We start from the raw sequence: 19,723 nt of genomic DNA, 5'->3' as shown, positions 1-19,723 counted from the left end.
CCGGATCCAGCCCCCATGTCACGCCGGCTTGTTCACCAGCGACTCCCGCTGCGTCAGCTGCGGAAACCACTTCATCCACAAGCCCACCACAATCAGCGTGCCCACGCCGCCAATCACTACCGCCGGCACAGGCCCGAGCAAGGCAGCCGTCACGCCAGACTCAAACTCGCCCAACTGGTTGGATGCGCCAATGAAAATTGAACTGACCGCGCTGACCCGGCCGCGCATGGCATCCGGGGTTTCCAGTTGTACCAGCGACGAGCGCACGACCACGCTGATCATGTCAGACGCGCCCAGCACCGCCAGCGCGCCAAGCGAGACAAAGAAATTGCCGGAAAGACCAAACACCACCGTCGCCAGCCCAAACAACGCCACGGCACCAAACATGATCTTGCCCACCCGTCGCTGCAAGGGGTTATGCGCCAGATAGACCGACATCAACAACGCCCCCACAGCGGGGGCGGAGCGCAACATGCCCATGCCCCACGGGCCGGTATGCAGGATGTCTTTGGCGTAGATGGGCAACAACGCGGTGGCGCCCCCCAGCAGCACGGCAAACAGGTCCAGCGAAATCGCCCCGAGGATCACCCGTTTTTCGCGGATATAACGGATACCGGCAAACAGGAACTCCAGCGACGCCGGTGGTTGCTTGTTCTCTACCTTGCGTAACAGCGGCATGGTGCCGATGGCCACGGTAGCGACCAGCCAGGCTACAGCGCAGGTGGCGTAGACGGCATCCGGGCCGATGGCGTAAATGAAACCGCCCAGCGCCGGGCCAGAGATAATCCCGATCTGCATCACGCTGGAGTTCAGCGCCAGCGCGCGCGGCAAGTCTTCTTCCGACACGAGGCTGGGCACCAGCGCTTGCAGGCTGGGTGATTCAAACGCCCGGCCCGCGCCAATGCAGAACGCGCCCACATAGAGCAGTGTCGGCGTGAGCAGATGAAAGAAACTGCCCAGCGCCAGCAACAGCGCAACGCTACCCTCCAGCCCCTGGCACAGGGTGACGATACGGCGGCGGTCGTAACGATCTGCCACGTGCCCTACCACCAGCGTCAGCAGCAATTGCGGCAAAAATTGGGCGATGCCGATAAAGCCGAGATTGAGTGCAGAGTGGGTCAGGTCATACATCTGCCAGCCCACAGCCACGGCCAGCATCTGGTAGGCCAGAAATGAACCAAGGCGGCTCGCCAGGAAATGTCGGTAGGTTTTCAGTGACAGTAACGATGAGGCCATGTGCGGGCTTGTTCCGGGGAATAGAAAACGGAACAGGCATGTTGCCTGTTCCGTGAATGCAAACACTCGCGAGCGGTCAGCGCTTCAGTGGCCAGCCAGAAAATCACCAGCCACTGAGGCCTTGGCCGTTCGCGATCACGGCGCCGGGTTAGGCTGCCGGTTATGTACTGCTTCGATCTCGGTGAGAATTTCTGCGCCAAGCGTCACGTTAACGCTTTCGATGTTCTCTTTCAGTTGCGCCATGGTGGTCGCGCCAATCAGATTGCTGGTCACAAACGGACGGCTGTTCACAAACGCCAGGGACATCTGGGCTGGCGACAGGCCGTATTTGCGGGCGATCTCGACATACCCTGTGACAGCGGCTTCCACTTCTGGTTTGGTATAGCGGGTAAAGCGCTGATACAGCGTGATGCGACCCTCCGCCGGGCGCTGCCCGTTCAGATACTTACCCGACAGCGTGCCAAATGCCATCGGCGAATACGCCAGCAGACCTACGTGTTCGCGGTGGCTGAACTCAGACAAGCCGATTTCAAACGTGCGGTTCACCAGCGAATACGGGTTCTGGATCGACACAATACGCGGCAGGTTGTGCTTTTCAGCCGCCGCCAGAAACTGCGCTACGCCCCACGGGGTTTCGTTGGATACGCCGATGTGACGAATCTTGCCACTCTTCACCAGTTCTGCCAGCGCGGAGAGGGTCTCATCGATCGCGACGGTTTCTTCGCCATCAATCCAGGGATAGGCCAGGCGGCCAAACGTATTGGTGCTGCGATCTGGCCAGTGCAACTGGTACAGGTCAATGTAATCGGTCTGCAGGCGTTTGAGGCTGCCATCCACCGCCGCAAACAAGCTGGCGCGATTGTGGTTGGTTTCCCCACCCCGGATATGGTTGGGCTGATGCGCCTGCCGCACCGGGCCGGCGGCCTTGGTGGCAATCACAACCTCTTTGCGGCGACCGGTTTTGGCCAGCCAGGTGCCAATATATTCTTCCGTGCGGCCCTGGGTTTCCGGCTTGGGTGGCACAGGATACATCTCGGCCACATCCAGGAAATTCACGCCGGTCGACAGTGCGTAATCAATTTGCTCATGGGCTTGAGCCTCTGTGTTCTGCTCGCCCCAGGTCATGGTGCCAAGGCCGATCAGGCTGACCTCCAGATCGGTACGACCAAGCTTGCGGTATTCCATTGTGTCTCCTGGCTATCGTAGATGGCTTTTTATGGTGACGGCAAAGCGTATGGCTGCTTTGCTGGCTTGAACCTTGCATGCGTGCGGCAACGGGCCATGCTTCAGGCGATGATTTCATATGTAACGATCAACATCGCTCACCGTTGACCAGACCGGTCGTATATTAACCTGTTTCAAACGCCTGCCTATGCCGAACGGGTCAGGTAGAAACAGACGGGCAATGTCTGACGTGTTGCTGTTGCTGTTGCTGTTGTTGTTGTTGTTGTTGTTGGGGTTGCTGTTGGGGTTGCTGTTGATTTTCTTCCCCTCCGGGAGCGCCGAGCATCGCAGCGAAGTCCGGGGTTTCGGCGCAAGGGTGTTTGAGGCCAAAGGCCGAGTTCCCTGGAGCCAGCCGGACTTTGCGAGAAGCGCAGGGAACCCGGAGGGCGCTGTCGCAGGGGTCGTTTTTCTTTGGTGCCTTTCTTTTGGCGATCCAAAAGAAAGGCACTTGCTGTCGGGCAACCCCCGACATGTAAACAACCGCGCCGAAGGCGCTAACAAGGACTAACACAGTGTTCAAGGTTTCCCGGCTTCGTTCAGCAAAAGCCACTTATGGTGGCCGACTGGATTCCCACCAAGGGGGCCGCCGAGGTCGGGAATGACGAGTCAGTAACAAAGCCAACAGCCCATTCTTGTACGCATCGCCACCCCGGATTCCCGCCTGCGGCTCCATCCGGGCTACGAAGTGGCTGCGGCTACCGCTTCGAATCCACCCTACCAAATCGGCATTCTTGCCAGCAAAGGCCCCCTTGCGGTGGCCGACTGGATTCCCGCTTTCGCGGGAATGACGAAGTGGTGAGCAGTAAACTCGTCCTCCTTCCAGGCAGAGGCCGCTGCCTCCTCCACTGCGAGCGTACCCTCCCCCTAATTCATCCGCCCCAATTTCCGCAACAACTGCCGCAACAACTTCACCCCCACCGGCCAGTCGCCATGGCCGGAATCCACATTGATATGCCCCACACCGGACAGTGGCACCAGCTCACTTCCCCACGTAGCCGCCAGCGCGGTAGCGCGATCCAGCGTGCATGTAGGGTCGTTGTCACTGGCCACCACCACGCTCGGAAACGGCAGTGGTCGGGCAGGTAAGGGCATGAACCCCTGGAAGCTGTCGGGCGCTTCGTCGCGGGTGACATCGGCCGGCGCCACCAGTAGCGCCCCGCCAATCTGATGAGCCCGACGCGTCAACGCGGACCAGTGCCCCACGGTCACGCAGCCCAGGCTGTGCGCCACCAGCACGGCCCGGCCCGGTGCACGATCCAGCGTGCGTTCCAGCTCGGCCACCCATTCAGCGGCACGCGGTTTTTCCCAGTCTTGCTGTTCCACGCGGATCAGCTCCGGGTATTGCTCGCACCAGCGGGTTTGCCAGTGTTCATCGCCAGAACCGCGCCAGCCCGGCGCGACGACGATGCTGTTGCCGGCCTCCAGCCAGCGTTCGATCGGGTCGATCATCATTGTGCTTATCCCCGTGGTTCACCCAGATAAAACCCTTGCAGCAGATCGGCCCCGGCGTCACGCGCGATGCTGTGCTGGGCTGCGGTTTCTATGCCTTCCACCACCACGGTGGCGTCCAGTTCATGCAAAAGTGCCACCAGCCGTGGCAATGCCCGTTGCAGGCGGTGGGAGGTAGCCGCCTCCGCAATCAACGCCTGATCCAGCTTGACCACGTGTGGCTCCAGTTGCCACAAGCGGTCCAGGTTGGCATGGCGGCTACCAAAATCGTCGATGGCGATGCGGTAGCCCAGCTTGCGGTAGTTGTTCACCGCGTCACGTACCCGGTTGAGTTCTCCGGGCACGATTTCGTCTTCCACAATTTCCAGCACGATCTGCGAGGGTTGCCAGTTCACACTGTGCAGCACCCGCTCAAACACCACGCCGTGCCGCTCCACACCGGTCAACAAACCTGGATGCACATTCAGGAACAACCATTTCTGATCGCCATGAAAGGTGGCGTAGTTGTACAGATGCAGCGTGCGGGCCAGCCGGTCAAAGCTGATCAGGCGCCCGTGTGCGGCAGCGGCCTGGAAAGCGCCAGCCGGCGAAAGCGGTTTGCCGCGCGTGGTGGCCCGCAAGAGCGCCTCGTGCCCGTAAATGTTGCCGTCGGCATCAAACACCGGCTGGAACACGCTGGTCAGTGCCAGCCCCAGCGCACGCACACCCATCCCGCGGGAGCCGTCGATCGAAAAGCCGGCTTCAGGCCACTCTTGCCGGATGAAGTCCGGCAGGGGCAGTACGGAAACAGCGGTGTTTTGTTGCGTCATGGCAGCGGCTTTACCGCCACAAACCGGCGTGGGCATCAAGCGGTTTGCGGCAAAAAAAAGGCCAGGTCCGCAGACCCGGCGGTCAGACCGTGGTGTTAACCGTGATCCGTGATTACTTGTTGGGCTGCGGTGTCAGGCGCAAATACGGGCGCACGGCACGGTAACCCTTGGGGAAGCGTTGTTTGATTTCGGCCTCATCTTGCAAGGAAGGCACGATCACCACTTCATCACCGTCTTGCCAGTTGGCCGGCGTGGCCACCTTGTAGTTGTCGGTGAGTTGCAGCGAATCAATCACGCGCAAAATTTCGTTGAAATTGCGGCCCGTGCTGGCCGGGTAGGTCAACGTCAGGCGAATTTTCTTGCTGGGGTCGATGATGAACACGGTACGCACCGTGGCATTGGCCAGCGAGTTGGGGTGGATCATGTCGTACAGCGTGGCGACTTTTTTGTCGGCGTCGGCAATGATCGGAAAATTGACCCGGGTGTGCTGGGTTTCGTTGATGTCTTCAATCCATTTGGCGTGGGAATCCAGCGGATCAACGCTGACTGCCAGCGGTTTGACATTGCGTTTTTTGAACTCGTCCGCCAGTTTGGCGGTGTAGCCCAGTTCGGTGGTGCACACCGGCGTAAAGTCAGCCGGGTGAGAGAACAGCACAATCCATTTGTCACCGGCCCACTCATGAAAATGGATCGGGCCTTCAGAAGAGTCTTGCGTGAAATCGGGGGCAACATCGCCCAGGCGCAGCGTCATCGTATTACTCCTGCTTCAATAGGTACGGCTTCAGAGTGTCATGACCAGGGCCAGGTGGCCCGCCTGTACGGATGTGGCGGCGGGCGCCCGCATCCGTACCCTGCTTATAGCCTGGCCAGTCTTATCGTGCGTTGTAAATCTGGTCGAACACGCCACCATCAGCGAAGTGCGTTTGCTGGGCTTTGGTCCAGCCGCCAAACACGTCGTCGATGTCAAACAGTTGCACCTTGGGGAACTGGCTGGCGTACTTGGCGTACACGTCCTTGTCGATCGGGCGGTAGAAATTGCGGGCGGCAATTTCCTGGCCTTCCTTGCTGTACAGGTATTTGAGGTATTCCTCAGCCACCTTGCGGGTGCCCTTCTTGTCGACCACCTTGTCCACCACGGCCACCGGCGGTTCTGCCTTGATGGAGATCGACGGGGTCACAATGTCAAACTTGTCGGCACCGAATTCTTTTTGCGACAGGACAGCCTCGTTTTCCCAGGCCAGCAGCACGTCACCCAGACCGCGCTGCGTGAAAGAGATGGTCGAGCCACGGGCGCCGGTATCGAGTACCGGGACGTTCTTGTACACCTTCTGGATGTAATCCTTGGCCTTGTCGTCCGAACCGTAGGTCTTCTTGGCCCAGCCGTAGGCGGCCAGGTAAGCCCAACGTGCACCACCGCTGGTTTTCGGGTTGGCGGTAATCACCTTCACGTCAGAGCGCACCAGATCGGTCCAGTCCTTGATGTGCTTGGGGTTGCCCTTGCGCACCAGGAACACGATGGTGGAGGTGTATGGCGTGGCGTGGTCTGGCAGCCTGGCTTGCCAGTCTGGCGTCAAGAGCTTGCCTTTGTCGGCCAGCACGTCGATGTCATAGGCCAGCGCCAGCGTCACGACGTCGGCTTGCAGGCCATCGAGTACGGAACGGGATTGTGCGCCAGAGCCACCATGGGACTGGCGAATGGTGACGTCATCACCGGTCTTGGCCTTGTAGTACTTGGCAAAGGCCTTGTTGTAATCCTGGTAGAGCTCACGGGTCGGATCGTAGGACACGTTAAGCAGTTCAAAGCTGGCAGCCAGAGATGACGTGGCTGCGAAAGCAAAAACAAGGGAGGTCAGCAGGGGTTTGAGGCTCATGGCGGTTCTCTTAGGCTTGTTATTTATCAAGACAAGCCAGATCATGCCATTTAGCTATTTAACATCAAAGACTATTAAACTAATTTCTAATGCCTTTCAGAAATATACGAAAAGCTCTCGATCCAGCGTCACATGACAGGCCAGACGTGGCAATTCCGGGCTGTCGGGTTGATCCCTGGCCGCCGATGGCGCCATCAGCCCGATGCGGATCAGCACATTGCGCTCGATCCCGGATAAATGCACCGGGCGCGGCTGGCCTTCATGCAGCAGTCGCACTACACACGCACCGCACGTGCCTTGCCCGCAGCGCCAGCTCATGGGCAACGTCCCGGCGCTGACCTGATCACGCACCACCTCAATCAGGCGCTGGCCCGGCTCGCCGTGTACCGTCAGCGGGCTGGTCAATTTTTCAGAGACAAAGGTCACGGCAGGCATATTCGTCATCCGCTCACGGCGTTAGCCACAACAGCGCGCGCACGGGCCGCGCGGCCCCCACCACTACTTCATCCCGCACGGAAAGCGCATTCTGCAAGAGGGTGGAGGCATTACGCCGTTCTTTGGCGGACAAGGGTTTGCCGCTTTTGCAATGCGCCAGCAAGGTCAGCCCCAGCGCAGCAACCTGATCGGCGTATTCCACCACCGGCCGCAATGGCAGCAACGCCGGATTGGCATCCAGCAATTGGCTCACGGCGGGGGTATTGCCCTGCCAACGCTTGAACCAGCCGGCCAGCGCAGCTTGCGCGGCAGCGTCATTGCGGTTGTGGCTCAGGGCATCGACCGCTTGCTGCAGATCATGGACCGCAAAGCTCTCTGCCGGGAGCGCATCCGCAAAGCGGTTGAGCGGTTCTGCGCTGGTGTACTGACCCGCGCCGTATTTCTCGTACAAACGGGTGTAGTACTGCGCTTGTTCGACGGGCTCGGCCAGGGTACGCAAGGGGCCGATGTCACCACGACTGACCAGGCGCCTCAGGTTGTTCTCCATTTGCGCTTGTTGCAAGGTGCCCACGGACACCGTACTAAAGCGATCCATCACTTTCAGGCGGCGGTACAGGCTGGTTTCATCGCTTAGCTCTGCGGGCGACCACAGCCGCTCTGCGACCGCAAACGTACGCGGCCACAAGCGCAGATCCAGCGTTTGCGGGTTGACGATCTCCGCCCACAGTGCGGCCTCGCCCCCCTGGATATGGGCGGCATTGTCCGGCGCCAGTACGGGTGGCATTTGTCCTTCTGGCGGGGCATCACCCTTGAGCCGCACGGCGGTCGAGGCAAACGCCACATTGCCCAGCAGAAAATAGCCACTGGCAGTGTCCGGGTCGGCGTCCACCGTGAACACTGGACGCGTTTCGCCCATCCAGGTATCCAGCCAGAAACTGACCTGATTACCGCGCCAGGCAATGTCCCGTACCGCACGGCGGGTCTGGCCATCGAAGTCGATATACCCGCGCCAGGGATGGGTTTTGTCACCCACCAGGGTGAAACTGCCTTTGAGGGCAGACCCGCGCTTGCGTGGAATGACAAAGTACCAGCTTTGCCAGGCTTCCCCGGAAACGGGGGCGGTAAAGGTTTCCGGTTTGGGGTTCAGTTCATTTCGATAGTGGTAGGCGGCGGCCTGCGGTTGATCCAGATAAAACCCCGTCGACAACAAACCAGGATGCCCCGCATTCGCCACCTGCGCCAGCGAATCCATACCACGCCAGCTCTGTACCATCACGGTTTTGGGCAGATCGGGGTGGAAGATTTCATCCCAGCCCACCATCTTGCGGTGGCGCTGTTCCAGCTCTTTTTCCAGGCGTGCATTAAACCAGGCCTGCAGGGCTGCGGCGTCACTCAGGTGCTGGTCTTGCATGAAGGACTGGATTTGCGGATTGTGATTCCACTGCCAGGCGTTCACTTCATCCCCACCGATATGAAAATACGGATCAGGGAATAGCGCAGTCAGTTCATCCAGCAAACCGCCGATGAATTGCCAGGTGTCATCGTTGGTCGGGTCCAGCGTGGGGCGGAACACGCCCCAGTGGCGCTCAATCTGATACGGGCCGGGCGCCGCCGCCAGTTCCGGGTACGCGGTCACGATGGCAGAGGCATGGCCGGGCATGTCGACTTCCGGCACCACGCGGATACCGCGCTGTGCGGCATAAGCGACCACATCCCGGATTTGCGCCTGGGTGTAGAACTGGCCGTCAGAGGCCAGTTGCTGCAATTTGGGGTAGCGGAGGGATTCGATGCGCCAGCCCTGGTCATCCGATAAATGCCAATGCAAGACATTGAGCCGCGCCGCCGCCATGCCATCAAGTTGCCGTTTGACGTCGGCGACCGGGATGAAATGACGGGAGACATCCAGCAGCAGCCCCCGCCAGGCAAAACGTGGCGCATCTTCAATCAACACATGCGGGAAGACCACGCCCTGGCTATTTGTGGTCTGCAATTGCAGCAGCGTTTGCAAACCACGCAGTGCGCCGTAGCGCTGCGGCGCGGTGAGGATGATGCCGCTGTCGGTCACTTCCAGCCGGTAGCTCTCCACCATATCCGGCGGCGGTACTGCATCGGCTACCGCCTGTTCCACCTTGATGCGCAAGGTGGCCGTGCCGGGTTGATCCGCCAGGGCCTGCGTCAGGGGAATGCCGGTCTGGCGTTGTAACTGCTTGAGCCAGTCGGCCAGTGCGGGTTGCAGTGCGGCGGCATCCGGCCCGGTGGCAATGGCAGAGAAATTGCCAGTGAGCGGCAGCGCACCAGCCTGTTGTGTGACGTGTGCCGGATAGGGCATCAACGGCAAACTGGTATTGGGTGCGGCGGCCTGCGCCGGGTGAATGAAACCCGCCGCCAATACAGCGGCAAGAACGGGCTGGAGCAAAGCACGCTTGTTCATCAGGCAGGTTTCTCTTGTTGTTGGAAGAACCGGCTAACTCGCAGGGTGGATTCGGCGCACTCGACCCTGACCCACTACACCGTCATTCCGGCCGACGCCGGAATCCAGCACGCCCACCCCAGGCGGGCCTTTGCTGGTAAACCACGTTCAGTACCTGCGGCACAAACATTTACACCTGGATTCCGGCTCAAGGCCGGAATGACGAGGCAGAGGGATGCTGGCACCTCACTACCCTGTCGCGGTGGATTCGGAGCAAAGCGACAATCCACCACCGCAAACTACATCGTCAATCCGGCGGACGAATCCAGCACGCCCACCCCAGGTGGGCCCTTGCTGGTAAACCACGTTCAGTACCTGCGGCACAAACATTTACACCTGGATTCCGGCTCAGGGCCGGAATGACGAGGCAGAGGGATGCTGGCACCTCACTACCCTGTCGCGGTGGATTCGGAGCAAAGCGACAATCCACCACGGCAAACTACACCGTCATTCCGGCGAACGCCGGAACGACGAGGCGGGGTATGCCAATCTCTCACTCCTCACGGCTTCTTGTACGCCACGCAGTCCACTTCCACTTTGCAGTCAATCACCATGCTGGAGACCACACACGCGCGCGCTGGCGGGTTTTCGCCAAAGTATTCCTTGAACACCTTGTTGAAAGACTGGAAGTCACGCGGGTCATCCAGCCATACGCCACACCGCACCACGTGTTCCGTGCCATAGCCGGCTTCGTGCAGGATGGCGATCAGGTTCTGGATGGTCTTGTGCGATTGCGCGACGATGCCGCCTTCAATCACTTCGCCGTTTTCCATGGGGGTCTGGCCGGACACAAACAGCCAGCCATCCGCGCCGGCAGCGCGGGCAAACGGCAGGTGCTGGCCGCCAGTGCCGGTGCCGCCGCCTACGCCATATCGGGTGATGTCGCTCATGAGTTACTCCTCTCTGGTAATGATCAGTTCAAACCGCAGACGCGGCAGCGGGCAATGTGTTGCCTATGCGGCCACGGCGCAGAAAACGCCCGGCGCGGCGGCCGGTGGGTTGTTTGTCGGTGGCAGACAGCACGCCATTGACCCACACCGCCGCAATGCCCTCAGCGGCTTGTTGCGGGTCCGTAAAGGTGGCCAGATCGCGCACGGTTTCCGGGTCAAACAGTACCAGGTCGGCCCAGTAACCTTCGCGGATAAAACCGCGCTCGGCCAGGCCAAAACGCTCGGCCGACAAGCCGGTCATCTTGTGCACGGCTTCGGGCAGCTCAAACAATTGTTGTTCGCGGCAGTAATAACCCAGCACGCGCGGGAAGGCGCCCCACAGCCGCGGGTGCGGCATGGGGTCATTGGGCAGGCCATCCGAGCCCACCGCCGTGGCCGGGTGCTTGAGCACGTTGCGTACGTCGGCTTCGCTCATGCAGTGATAGACCGCGCCGGCCGGTTGCAGGCGTTTGGCGGCTTCCAGTTGTGGCAGGCGCCACTCTGCGGCGATCTCCGCCAGCAGCTTGCCGCCCATGGCCGGGTGCGGTTCGGACCAGGTAATCAGGATGTCGATCTGGTCGGTGACTTGTTTAAGATCCAGCGTGGATGAGCTAGCGGTGTAGGGATAGCAATCGCAGCCAACCACCTGTTCTTTGCGTGCTGCATCCAGCGCTTTGAGGACATCCACCGTGCGACCCCAGTTCTCCACCCCGGCGCATTTCAGGTGGGAGATCACCACCGGCACGCGGGCGTGTTTGCCGGTCTGGAAGGCTTCATCCATGGCGTCCAGAATCTCGGCAAACTCGCTGCGCAGATGCGTGGTGTAGATGCCGCCGGCATCGGCCAGCGGCTCGGCCAGCGCCATGATTTCTTGCGTGCTGGCGGCATAGGCATTGGCGTAGGCCAGACCTGTGGAGAGGCCCAGCGCACCGTAGTCCAGCGCTTCGGCCAGTTGCGCACGCATGGCGGCAATTTCTTTGGCATTGGCGGCGCGGTCCAGCGTGTCCATCTGGTTCTGCCGCAAGGCGGTATGGCCGATCAGAGCGGCCACGTTCACCGAGGGGCTGGCCGTATTCACTGCATCGGCATAGGCCCCGAACGAGGGATATTGAAAGGCCTCGGCCGTGCCCAGCAGGTTCATCGGGTCTGGCGGGTCGCCCTTGAGCGTGACCGGCGAGGCGCTGATGCCGCAATTGCCGACAATCACCGTGGTGATGCCCTGCGAAAGCTTGGGCCACATCTGCGGCTGGCGGATGACGTTGGTGTCGTCATGCGTGTGCACGTCGATGAATCCGGGGCTGAGTACCTTGCCGTCGGCATCCACCACCTCTGCCGGCACCCAGCCAGAGAGATCGCCAATCGCCACAATGCGGCCACGTGTCACGGCCACATCGCCATTGCGTACCGGTGCGCCGCTGCCATCCACGATGCGGGCGTTGCGGATTAACAGATCACATTGCGACATGGGCTTGCTCCTCTCTCTGTCCATCTTTCATCTTTCTATCAAGTTCTGGCCGCTGGGACTCAGTCGCCCAAAGGCTGGCGGTCGTCACCACCCCGGCCGGTATCCAGTACATATTTGATGCGCCGTAACAGTTCTTGTGCCCGGGCGTGTTCCAGCATGGCGACTTCCGTCGCCAGGATATCCAGCATCATCAACATGGCGTAACGCGAGCTGGATGGCTTGAACACAAAATCGGTTTCCATGATCTGGATGGGCAACAGGTGGTCTGCCAACCCGGCCAGTGGCGAACCCAGCGCGGTGATGGTGACGATCTGCGCCCCGTATTCGCGGGCAATGCGCACGCTGGTCAGCATTTCCGGCACCTGGCCGGTGACAGAAAATGCCAGCACCACGGCACGCTGGTCCATGGTGGCCGCAACCACCCGCTGCAACACCGCATCCTGGTAAGTGCTGACCGGAATCCCGAAGCGCACTAGCCGGAACCGGGCCTCGTCCGCCGCCACCGTCGAGCCCCCGCCCATACCAAAGGCATAGACCATGCCGGCGTTGCGGACGGCCAGGGCGGCCCGTTTGATCACGTCCATGTTCACCAGCGCGCGATTGGCCTGCAGCATGGACACGATGTCCTGGTAAACCACGTCGGCGCTGTCTGCCGGTGCATCCGGGCGCGGTTGCAAAAAGCGTGAGCCTATCGCCGCCGCCTGGGTGAGCCGGCGTTTCAATTCCCGCACATCCGTACACCCCAGCGCTCTGGCAAACCGGGTTACCGTCGCCTTACTTACTCCAGATTGCACTGCCAGCGTATCAATGCTGGCGGCGCCGGCCACTGACAAATCCGCCAGGATCCAGCGTGCGACCTTTTGTTCAGACAAGCTGAGTTGATCAATACGCTCTGCAATGCGCGTCACAATGTCGAACGAGGATTCCATATTTGCCGCTGATCCAGTGCGCAGTCATTTGCGCTTGACTGTTACTTTATAACAGATCAAATTCAGAAGTCACACGCTTTGCCTCAAACAGGCGCTACAACTCCAGACAAATGGTGATTTATATGGCTGATACAAAATACCAGACCGGCATGATCGACCCGCTGAACAAAGGGGTTGGCGCGCTGACCACACCGGTGCCCCCAACCGAGGCGGGCACGCTGGGCTGGAACCTGCTGGCGGAAGAACTCAGCCTGCCGGCCGCCGTACTGTATGAAGACCTGCTTCAGCACAACCTGACCTGGATGCAGCAGTTTGTCACTGAATACGGCGCCAAACTGGCCCCGCACGGCAAGACCACCATGGCCCCCAAACTGTTTGCCCGACAGATTGAAGCCGGTGCATGGGGCATTACCCTGGCCACGGCACACCAGACGCGCGTGGCCTACGAACACGGCATCCGCCGCGTGCTGATGGCCAACCAGCTGGTGGGCCGGCGCAATATGGAAATCGTGGCCGATTTGTTGCGCGATCCGGCGTTCGAGTATTTCTGTCTGGTGGACTCGGCCGCTGGCGTGAATCTGCTGGGCGAGTTCTTTGCCTGCCGGGGCCAGACCCTGCAAGTGCTGCTGGAACTGGGTGTGGCCGGCGGTCGTACCGGCGTGCGCGACGCCACTCAGCAGGCCGAGGTCCTGGCTGCCATTGCCCGCTGGCCAGAGGCCATCAAACTGGCTGGGGTTGAGGTCTACGAAGGCGTGCTCAAAGAAGAAGCCGATATTCGTGCGTTCTTGCAACGCGCCGTGGCGGTGAGCCGTGAACTGGCGCAGGCCGGGTTGATCCGCCGCACGCCCGCCGTGCTGACCGGCGCGGGCTCGGCCTGGTATGACGTGGTGGCAGAAGAATTCAGCAAAGCGCAGATTGGCATGCCTTTGGACGTGGTGCTGCGGCCGGGCTGTTATCTGACCCAAGATGTGGGCATCTACAAGGCCGCGCAGGCGCAAATCCAGACCCGTAACCCGATCGCCCGCAAATTACGCACCAGCCTGAAACCGGCGTTGCAATTGTGGGCGTGTGTGCAATCCATCCCGGAGCCGGAAAAAGCCATCATTGCCCTGGGCAAGCGCGATGCGGCGTTCGACGCGGGCCTGCCCACCCCGGCGCAACTGTTCCGCCCCGGCAGCAGCACCACGCCGGTCGCCGTGCCCGCGCACTGGCAGCTCACCGGCATGATGGATCAGCACGCCTATTTGCAGATCCAGCCCGGCGATGACGTCAAAGTGGGCGATCTGGTGGCGTTTGATATTTCTCATCCGTGCCTGACGTTCGACAAATGGCGGCACATCCCGGTACTGGACGCACAGTTCAACGTCATCGACGTGGTGCAGACCTTTTTCTGACCGATGATCGAAGTGTCCGCCAGATGGCCCATGCGTCACCCCGTCGTCTTCTGGATGATGCATGTAGCGTTCATCCGGGCGACTACGGTTCTTCCCTGATACACGACAAAAACTGTCGATGTTAACGTTAACATAAGTCGTAAATCATGATGTTATAAGCCAGTCGCCTGACCGCTTTTTTGGGACGGCGATGGGTCCAGCGGTGAAAGCGCATGGGAGTGCGCTACAAATTCACCGGTAAAACGGCCCGGACCTAACTACAAAGCTTTTAAATGCGACTCGCACACACGGGCGTCATCACGCCGCCCGGGTCAGTCGCACCACAAGGCAAAACAGGAGTCGACTCAAAAATGGTGCAGGGTAGCTTGCTGCTGATCTACGCCCTGGTGGCGATTATTGCGCTGATCGTCCTGATCGCGCGCTTCAAGATGAATCCATTCATCACACTGTTGGTGGTGTCGTTTGTGTTGGCGGTTTCCGCCGGCATGCCCATGACCACCATCGTCAAATCGTTTGAAACCGGCGTGGGCAATACGCTCGGGCATATTGCACTCGTGATTGCACTGGGCACCATGCTGGGCAAGATGATGGCCGAATCTGGCGGCGCGGAGCGCATTGCGCGCACGCTGATTGACTGGTTTGGCGAGAAGAACGTCCATTGGGCCATGGTCACCATTGGTTTGATTGTCGGCCTGCCGGTGTTCTTTGAAGTGGGTTTTGTGTTGTTGATCCCCATTGCCTTCAACGTCGCCAAGCGCACCAATACCTCCATGGTACTGGTCGGGATTTCCATGGTGGCCGGCCTCTCTGTCGTGCACGGCCTGATCCCGCCCCACCCGGCAGCGTTGCTGGCCGTGACGGCATATCACGCTGATATTGGCCGCACCATTCTGTATTCGCTTATTGTCGGTATCCCCACGGCCTTGCTGGCTGGCCCGGTGTTTGCCAAACAGATCAGCAAGGTCATCAAGCTGGATGGTGAAAACCCGATGATGAAGCAGTTCGCGCAAGACAAAGAGCGCGAACTGCCCAGCTTTGCCATCACCCTGGGCACCATTTTGCTGCCTGTCGTGCTGATGCTGATCGGTAGCTGGGCCGATCTGTTCTTTGCCAGCGGCACGCTGGGTAACAACTTCCTCAAGCTGATTGGCAATTCGGTCATGGCGCTGTTGATTGCCACCTTGGTCAGCTTCTGGACGCTGGGTCTGGCGCGCGGCATCAGCCGTGAAACCATCCTCAAGTTCAGCAATGAATGTCTGGCCCCGACGGCCACCATTACCCTGGTGGTGGGTGCCGGTGGCGGCTTTGGTCGCATCCTGATGGATAGCGGTGTCTCCAAAGTCGTGGTGGATATGGCCACCAGCGCACATATCAGCCCATTGTTGCTGGGCTGGATGGTCGCCGTGCTGATTCGCCTGGCCACGGGTTCCGCCACCGTCGCCATGACGACCGCTTGCGGGATTGTGGCGCCGATTGCCGCCGCAGCCGGCGCGCATCCGGAACTGATGGTACTGACCACCGGCGCGGGCTCGCTGATTTTCTCGCACGTGAACGATGGCGGTTTCTGGCTGGTGAAGGAATACTTCAACATGACCGTACCGCAGACCCTTAAAACGTGGTCCGTGTGTGAAACCATTATCTCGGTGGTTGCGCTGTTGCTGACGCTGGCGCTGGCCACCGTGGTCTCCTGATCTTCATTGTGCAGCAAACGGCCCGTCGCCCTTCGGCGGCAGGCCGCGTTTTTTGCGGAGCGGTAACATGATTCTGATTTTGATGGGTGTATCGGGCAGCGGTAAAACCACCGTGGGGCAATTGCTGGCCAAGAAACTGGACTGTGGTTTTTCGGATGCGGACGTGTTTCACAGCAAGTCCAATATCGAAAAAATGCACAATGGCATCCCCCTGACCGATGACGACCGCTGGCCCTGGCTGGCGGCCATTCGCGCCGCGATTGAGGATTACCGTCAGCGCGGGGTCACCCATGTATTCACCTGCTCTGCGCTCAAGGAAATCTACCGCGAGAAACTGGCTTATCCTGGGGAAGCGGATATCCATTTTGTGCTGCTCAATGGCACGGCGGAACTCTTGCAGCAGCGTCTGGCGCAGCGCAAGGGTCACTTTTTTGATCCGCATCTGTTGCAGAGCCAGATCGATATTCTGGAAATGCCGGAACACGCCATCGTCGTCGATATCGCCCCACCGCCCGATGAGATCGCCAGCGAGGTGCTGCGCCGGCTCGGCGCTGCCTGACCCGACGGTTTTTTACTCCACCAGACCCGACCTTGCGTCGGGTTTGTTGTATTCATGTCACGGCAAGCCAGGCAGACCAATGGCATGTGCAACGCGTGCCAGCGCCGTGTCAGCATGGCTGGATGCCTTGAAAGACGCGGCTTTGCGCCCTGTTCTATTTGAACTTGCGGCTGTGCTGCCACACTTGTGCAACACAAGTATGGTTTGAAACGCCGCCCCTGCCGGTTATCCCTGTTGTGCGGCCTCCCATCGTTTTGCTATCTGTAATGTAACTGGCATCATTGCGAGCCATGCCGGCGTCATGTACGGCGAAGCCGTATTGATGAACATATAACAACGCCCGTACCACTCTGGAGGAAATCCGCATGCGCATCGGCATCGTCACCGATTCCTGCTGCGACCTGCCACGCTCATACCTGGATGAGCATGGCATCGTCATCCTGCCCATCACCATTCAAGACGCGGAAGGTCAAACCTTCATCGACAACCGGGATACCGCGGCCACGCTCAAGTTCTATCGGGAGCGCCTGGAGGCCGGTAATTCCGGATACGAATCTTCGCCTTACTCGGTCGACGAGATCCGCAAGCTGTTCCTGGACAAACTGGTGGTTGAGTTTGATTACGTGTTTTGTCTGACCGTGATGTCCAGCCGCAGCAAAATCCACGAAAACGCCACTCAGGCCGCGCTGGGCATTCTGAACAGCTACAAGCCGATCCGGGAACAAGCCGCCGTCACCGGCCCGTTCTCGCTGCGGGTGTTTGACAGCAACAACCTCTTTACCGGGCAAGGTCTGGTGGTGGGTGAAGTAGCGCGCCTGGCTGCGGCCGGGACCTCTACCCTGGAAATCATCCGCCAGATCGAACGCCTGCAAAAAACCACACAAGCCTTCCTGATCCCGGAAAACCTGGGCCAGTTGCGCACGCAGGCGCGGCGCAAGGGCGACAAGAGTGTGGGGCTGATGTCTTACATGATGGGCTCGGCCCTGGATATCAAACCGGTGATCCGGGGCTTTCAGGGCAACACCGAGCCGGTGGCGCGCATTCGCGGGTTTGAAACCGGCGTACAAAAGTTGTTTGATCTGGCCGTTTCCCACATCGAATCCGGACTGGATGCGCCTATCGTGACCGTGAGTTATGGCGGTGACCCGGCTCGCGTATCTGCCCTGCCCGGCTTTGGCCGCCTGCAAAAAACAGCCCAGCAACAGGGCGTAACCGTGCTGGTGTCGGAAATGAGCCTGACTGCAGGGGTGAATATCGGGACGGGCGGCGTGTCAGTGGCATTTGCCTCGCCCCGGGAAGCGACGCTGGATTAACGGCTGGGGCAAACCGTAGCCCGGATGAAGCGAAGCGGGAATCCGGGGAGACCCAATATGCAAGCACTTGCAAGTACCTGCCAGCTTGCCCCGGATTCCCGCCTCCGGCTCCATCCGGGCTACGTTCTGGATTCCCGCCTTCGCGGGAGTGACGAGTCAGTCTGTAGGGTGGATTCGCGCAGCAATCCACCCTACGCACTCCGTCCAGCTCGCTCCGCCTCAATTGCGCCGCACGATCCGGTCTGCCGCCAACGCATGGCCTGGCGGGTTGTTGGCGGCGCTACGGCGCTGGATGTGACCAGTCAGGGCCTGTAAATCCGTCAGCGGGGTGATGAGGCGGTCGGTGCCGTCCCGGAACACCGATACGCCATCCCCACCTTCCGCCAGAAAATCACTCATCACCACGCGGTAGGTTTGCTCGGGTTCAAGCGGATGCCCGTTCAGCACCAGAGAGGACGTCTCTATGCGCTCCTTGATCGGTGCGGCACCATCCCAGGCATAGGCAAAGCCGCCGGACACCTGCATGACGTGGGCAGTGGAGGCGGTCAACGTCCATTGCTGTTCCAGCGCGGTTTTGATCTGCGCGCCGGTCAATGTCATCAGCACCAGTTTGTTGCCAAACGGCAGCGTGGCAAAGGCGTCGCCCCAGCTCACGCTCTGGCTCATGACCGGCGAGACCGGCAAATCTGCGCGCAGGCTGCTGCGGTTCACAAAAGCAATCTGGGTATTCCATTGGCGGGTTGCCGCCAGGAAAGCATCGGCCACCAGATCTCCCAGCGGCGCTTCGCCGGTATCCGGGTGCATTTTGCCGGCGCGGACCAGTTGGGTCACCGCCAGCTTGCCCACCACGCGCGCGGCAGCAGGATCGGTCAGCGACTGTGCACGCGCCACGATGGCGTGCATGGCGGGGTCCGGCGGCAGCCGGGCCGGGTCAACGACCAGGTTAACCGAGCGCTCGCCCACTTCCTTCCCGGTGATGGCGTCAATCTTCAGGGTAATGCGGGTCAGCAGATGCCCATAGTCGTCGGCCTGCGTCACCAGTTTATGGTCCACCCGGCATTGATAACCCCGGTGGGTATGGCCGGAAATCACAGTGCGCACGTCCGGGTCCAGCCGCTTGACGATGCCGACAATCTCGCCGGTCAAGGTGTCGCAGTTTTCCACATCAAAGTGCTGCCGGCTGTCCCCACCCTGATGAATCAGCGCCACGAACACGCGGATACCTTGCTTGCGTAACTGGAACACCACGCGGTTGATGGCATTGGCTTCGTCCTCGAAACTCAACCCGGCCACGCCGTCGGCATCGACAATCAGCGGCGTGGATTTGAGCACGGCACCAATGAATGCCACCCGCACGCCATTGACCTCGCGCACGGCGTAAGACGGCAGGAGGGTCTGGTGCGTGGCGGTATCGAGCACGTTGGCGGCAATCCAGCTAAACCGCGCGCCGTCATAGGTAGGCGCGTATTTGCAGGCACGCTGCGGATCAACCGAGTCGCAGCCGCCCTTTTGCATGCGCAACAACTCGTCACGACCACGGTCCAGCTCATGGTTACCGAGCGCAGAAAACTCCAGCCCCAACTGATTGAGGGCAGCAACAGTGGGCTCGTCACGCAGCAAGGCAGAATTGAGCGGACTGGCGCCGATCAGATCGCCGCCGCCGACAAAGATCAGCTGCGGGTTGCGCGCGCGCTCCTGGCGCACCAGGCTCGCCAGCGCCTCAATGCCGCCGGCCGGTTGCATACGCCAGCCGCCATCGGCTTGCGGCGCGTAAAACGGCGTCGGCAACAGATTGCCGTGAAAATCATTGAGCGCAAGGATTTCCACTTCAACCGTACGATTGGCAACGGGGAGTTCGGCCGCAATGGCCAGCCGGCTCCAGAGCAGAGCCAGGACAATCAGTGAAAGCAGACGCATAAACGTGAACGGGTAACAAAAAACAAAACCGG

17 protein-coding genes are annotated in these 19,723 nt (G+C 60.3%); 5 read left to right on the top strand and 12 right to left on the bottom strand.

Annotation, left to right across the window (positions count from 1 at the left end):
* Positions 1-18: 18 nt before the first annotated feature.
* Entirely contained in the window at positions 19-1,236 is a 1,218-nt protein-coding gene (locus HNQ50_RS15415; protein ID WP_184102086.1) for an MFS transporter, read from the bottom strand.
* Positions 1,237-1,371: 135 nt separating this feature from the next.
* Entirely contained in the window at positions 1,372-2,421 is a 1,050-nt protein-coding gene (locus HNQ50_RS15410; RefSeq protein WP_184102085.1) for an NADP(H)-dependent aldo-keto reductase, read from the bottom strand.
* A gap of 220 nt (positions 2,422-2,641) precedes the next feature.
* On the opposite strand from HNQ50_RS15410, the gene HNQ50_RS15405 reads away from it, so the two are divergent.
* Positions 2,642-2,968, top strand: a complete 327-nt coding sequence (locus HNQ50_RS15405) for a hypothetical protein (RefSeq protein WP_184102084.1) — start codon at positions 2,642-2,644, stop codon at positions 2,966-2,968.
* Between the two features lie 356 nt (positions 2,969-3,324).
* Here HNQ50_RS15405 and HNQ50_RS15400 read toward each other — a convergent pair whose 3' ends face one another.
* The 9 genes from HNQ50_RS15400 to HNQ50_RS15360 form a co-directional block, all read right to left on the bottom strand.
* Positions 3,325-3,912: an RBBP9/YdeN family alpha/beta hydrolase gene (locus HNQ50_RS15400; protein ID WP_246428743.1), complete on the bottom strand. Its 588-nt coding sequence runs from the start codon at positions 3,910-3,912 to the stop codon at positions 3,325-3,327.
* 5 nt (positions 3,913-3,917) lie between these two features.
* Positions 3,918-4,718: an EAL domain-containing protein gene (locus tag HNQ50_RS15395; RefSeq protein ID WP_184102083.1), complete on the bottom strand. Its 801-nt coding sequence runs from the start codon at positions 4,716-4,718 to the stop codon at positions 3,918-3,920.
* A 112-nt stretch (positions 4,719-4,830) separates the two neighbouring features.
* The gene (locus HNQ50_RS15390; protein WP_184102082.1) at positions 4,831-5,469 is read right to left on the bottom strand and encodes a peroxiredoxin; all 639 of its coding nucleotides are present in this window, start codon (positions 5,467-5,469) and stop codon (positions 4,831-4,833) included.
* 121 nt (positions 5,470-5,590) lie between these two features.
* Entirely contained in the window at positions 5,591-6,589 is a 999-nt protein-coding gene (locus HNQ50_RS15385) for a sulfate ABC transporter substrate-binding protein (protein ID WP_184102081.1), read from the bottom strand.
* Between the two features lie 96 nt (positions 6,590-6,685).
* Entirely contained in the window at positions 6,686-7,024 is a 339-nt protein-coding gene (locus HNQ50_RS15380) for a 2Fe-2S iron-sulfur cluster-binding protein (RefSeq protein ID WP_184102080.1), read from the bottom strand.
* 13 nt (positions 7,025-7,037) lie between these two features.
* Positions 7,038-9,455, bottom strand: a complete 2,418-nt coding sequence (locus HNQ50_RS15375) for a beta-N-acetylhexosaminidase (protein WP_184102079.1) — start codon at positions 9,453-9,455, stop codon at positions 7,038-7,040.
* A gap of 539 nt (positions 9,456-9,994) precedes the next feature.
* Positions 9,995-10,384, bottom strand: coding sequence for a RidA family protein (locus HNQ50_RS15370; protein ID WP_221303207.1), 390 nt, complete (start codon positions 10,382-10,384; stop codon positions 9,995-9,997).
* 28 nt (positions 10,385-10,412) lie between these two features.
* The gene (locus HNQ50_RS15365) at positions 10,413-11,888 is read right to left on the bottom strand and encodes an N-acyl-D-amino-acid deacylase family protein (protein WP_221303206.1); all 1,476 of its coding nucleotides are present in this window, start codon (positions 11,886-11,888) and stop codon (positions 10,413-10,415) included.
* 59 nt (positions 11,889-11,947) lie between these two features.
* The gene (locus HNQ50_RS15360; RefSeq protein WP_184102077.1) at positions 11,948-12,817 is read right to left on the bottom strand and encodes a MurR/RpiR family transcriptional regulator; all 870 of its coding nucleotides are present in this window, start codon (positions 12,815-12,817) and stop codon (positions 11,948-11,950) included.
* A 122-nt stretch (positions 12,818-12,939) separates the two neighbouring features.
* Between HNQ50_RS15360 and HNQ50_RS15355 the strand changes: the two genes are divergently transcribed.
* From HNQ50_RS15355 to HNQ50_RS15340, 4 genes are all read left to right on the top strand, one after another.
* A complete protein-coding gene (locus HNQ50_RS15355) occupies positions 12,940-14,211 on the top strand; it encodes an amino acid deaminase (protein ID WP_184102076.1) in 1,272 nt (423 codons plus the stop codon).
* 350 nt (positions 14,212-14,561) lie between these two features.
* Positions 14,562-15,902, top strand: coding sequence for a GntT/GntP/DsdX family permease (locus HNQ50_RS15350; protein ID WP_184102075.1), 1,341 nt, complete (start codon positions 14,562-14,564; stop codon positions 15,900-15,902).
* A 67-nt stretch (positions 15,903-15,969) separates the two neighbouring features.
* Positions 15,970-16,461 (top strand): gluconokinase, encoded by a 492-nt coding sequence (locus HNQ50_RS15345; RefSeq protein ID WP_184102074.1) that lies wholly within the window; start codon positions 15,970-15,972, stop codon positions 16,459-16,461.
* A 365-nt stretch (positions 16,462-16,826) separates the two neighbouring features.
* Complete coding sequence (locus tag HNQ50_RS15340) at positions 16,827-17,774, top strand: DegV family protein (RefSeq protein ID WP_184102073.1); 948 nt, start codon at positions 16,827-16,829, stop codon at positions 17,772-17,774.
* A gap of 219 nt (positions 17,775-17,993) precedes the next feature.
* Here the strand turns inward: HNQ50_RS15340 and HNQ50_RS15335 are convergent, their stop codons facing one another.
* Positions 17,994-19,691 carry a bifunctional metallophosphatase/5'-nucleotidase gene (locus tag HNQ50_RS15335; protein ID WP_184102072.1) on the bottom strand — a complete coding sequence of 566 codons (1,698 nt, stop codon included), beginning with the start codon at positions 19,689-19,691 and terminating at the stop codon, positions 17,994-17,996.
* Positions 19,692-19,723 lie beyond the last annotated feature (32 nt).

It is taken from the genome of Silvimonas terrae, assembly GCF_014202765.1.
Taxonomy (GTDB): domain Bacteria; phylum Pseudomonadota; class Gammaproteobacteria; order Burkholderiales; family Chitinibacteraceae; genus Silvimonas; species Silvimonas terrae.
The sequence above is the reverse complement of the archived record's forward strand: the minus strand, read 5'-3'. Positions and strand labels throughout refer to the sequence as shown.

What these genes read in the sequence shown, in the direction of transcription:
- HNQ50_RS15395 (WP_184102083.1), bottom strand. Translation starts at nt 4,718, where the DNA reads ATGACGCAACAAAACACCGCTGTTTCCGTACTGCCCCTGCCGGACTTC.
- HNQ50_RS15375 (WP_184102079.1), bottom strand. Translation starts at nt 9,455, where the DNA reads ATGAACAAGCGTGCTTTGCTCCAGCCCGTTCTTGCCGCTGTATTGGCG.
- HNQ50_RS15400 (WP_246428743.1), bottom strand. Translation starts at nt 3,912, where the DNA reads ATGATGATCGACCCGATCGAACGCTGGCTGGAGGCCGGCAACAGCATC.
- HNQ50_RS15380 (WP_184102080.1), bottom strand. Translation starts at nt 7,024, where the DNA reads ATGCCTGCCGTGACCTTTGTCTCTGAAAAATTGACCAGCCCGCTGACG.
- HNQ50_RS15360 (WP_184102077.1), bottom strand. Translation starts at nt 12,817, where the DNA reads ATGGAATCCTCGTTCGACATTGTGACGCGCATTGCAGAGCGTATTGAT.
- HNQ50_RS15345 (WP_184102074.1), top strand. Translation starts at nt 15,970, where the DNA reads ATGATTCTGATTTTGATGGGTGTATCGGGCAGCGGTAAAACCACCGTG.
- HNQ50_RS15385 (WP_184102081.1), bottom strand. Translation starts at nt 6,589, where the DNA reads ATGAGCCTCAAACCCCTGCTGACCTCCCTTGTTTTTGCTTTCGCAGCC.
- HNQ50_RS15390 (WP_184102082.1), bottom strand. Translation starts at nt 5,469, where the DNA reads ATGACGCTGCGCCTGGGCGATGTTGCCCCCGATTTCACGCAAGACTCT.
- HNQ50_RS15405 (WP_184102084.1), top strand. Translation starts at nt 2,642, where the DNA reads ATGTCTGACGTGTTGCTGTTGCTGTTGCTGTTGTTGTTGTTGTTGTTG.
- HNQ50_RS15335 (WP_184102072.1), bottom strand. Translation starts at nt 19,691, where the DNA reads ATGCGTCTGCTTTCACTGATTGTCCTGGCTCTGCTCTGGAGCCGGCTG.
- HNQ50_RS15355 (WP_184102076.1), top strand. Translation starts at nt 12,940, where the DNA reads ATGGCTGATACAAAATACCAGACCGGCATGATCGACCCGCTGAACAAA.
- HNQ50_RS15365 (WP_221303206.1), bottom strand. Translation starts at nt 11,888, where the DNA reads ATGTCGCAATGTGATCTGTTAATCCGCAACGCCCGCATCGTGGATGGC.
- HNQ50_RS15350 (WP_184102075.1), top strand. Translation starts at nt 14,562, where the DNA reads ATGGTGCAGGGTAGCTTGCTGCTGATCTACGCCCTGGTGGCGATTATT.
- HNQ50_RS15410 (WP_184102085.1), bottom strand. Translation starts at nt 2,421, where the DNA reads ATGGAATACCGCAAGCTTGGTCGTACCGATCTGGAGGTCAGCCTGATC.
- HNQ50_RS15370 (WP_221303207.1), bottom strand. Translation starts at nt 10,384, where the DNA reads ATGAGCGACATCACCCGATATGGCGTAGGCGGCGGCACCGGCACTGGC.
- HNQ50_RS15340 (WP_184102073.1), top strand. Translation starts at nt 16,827, where the DNA reads ATGCGCATCGGCATCGTCACCGATTCCTGCTGCGACCTGCCACGCTCA.
- HNQ50_RS15415 (WP_184102086.1), bottom strand. Translation starts at nt 1,236, where the DNA reads ATGGCCTCATCGTTACTGTCACTGAAAACCTACCGACATTTCCTGGCG.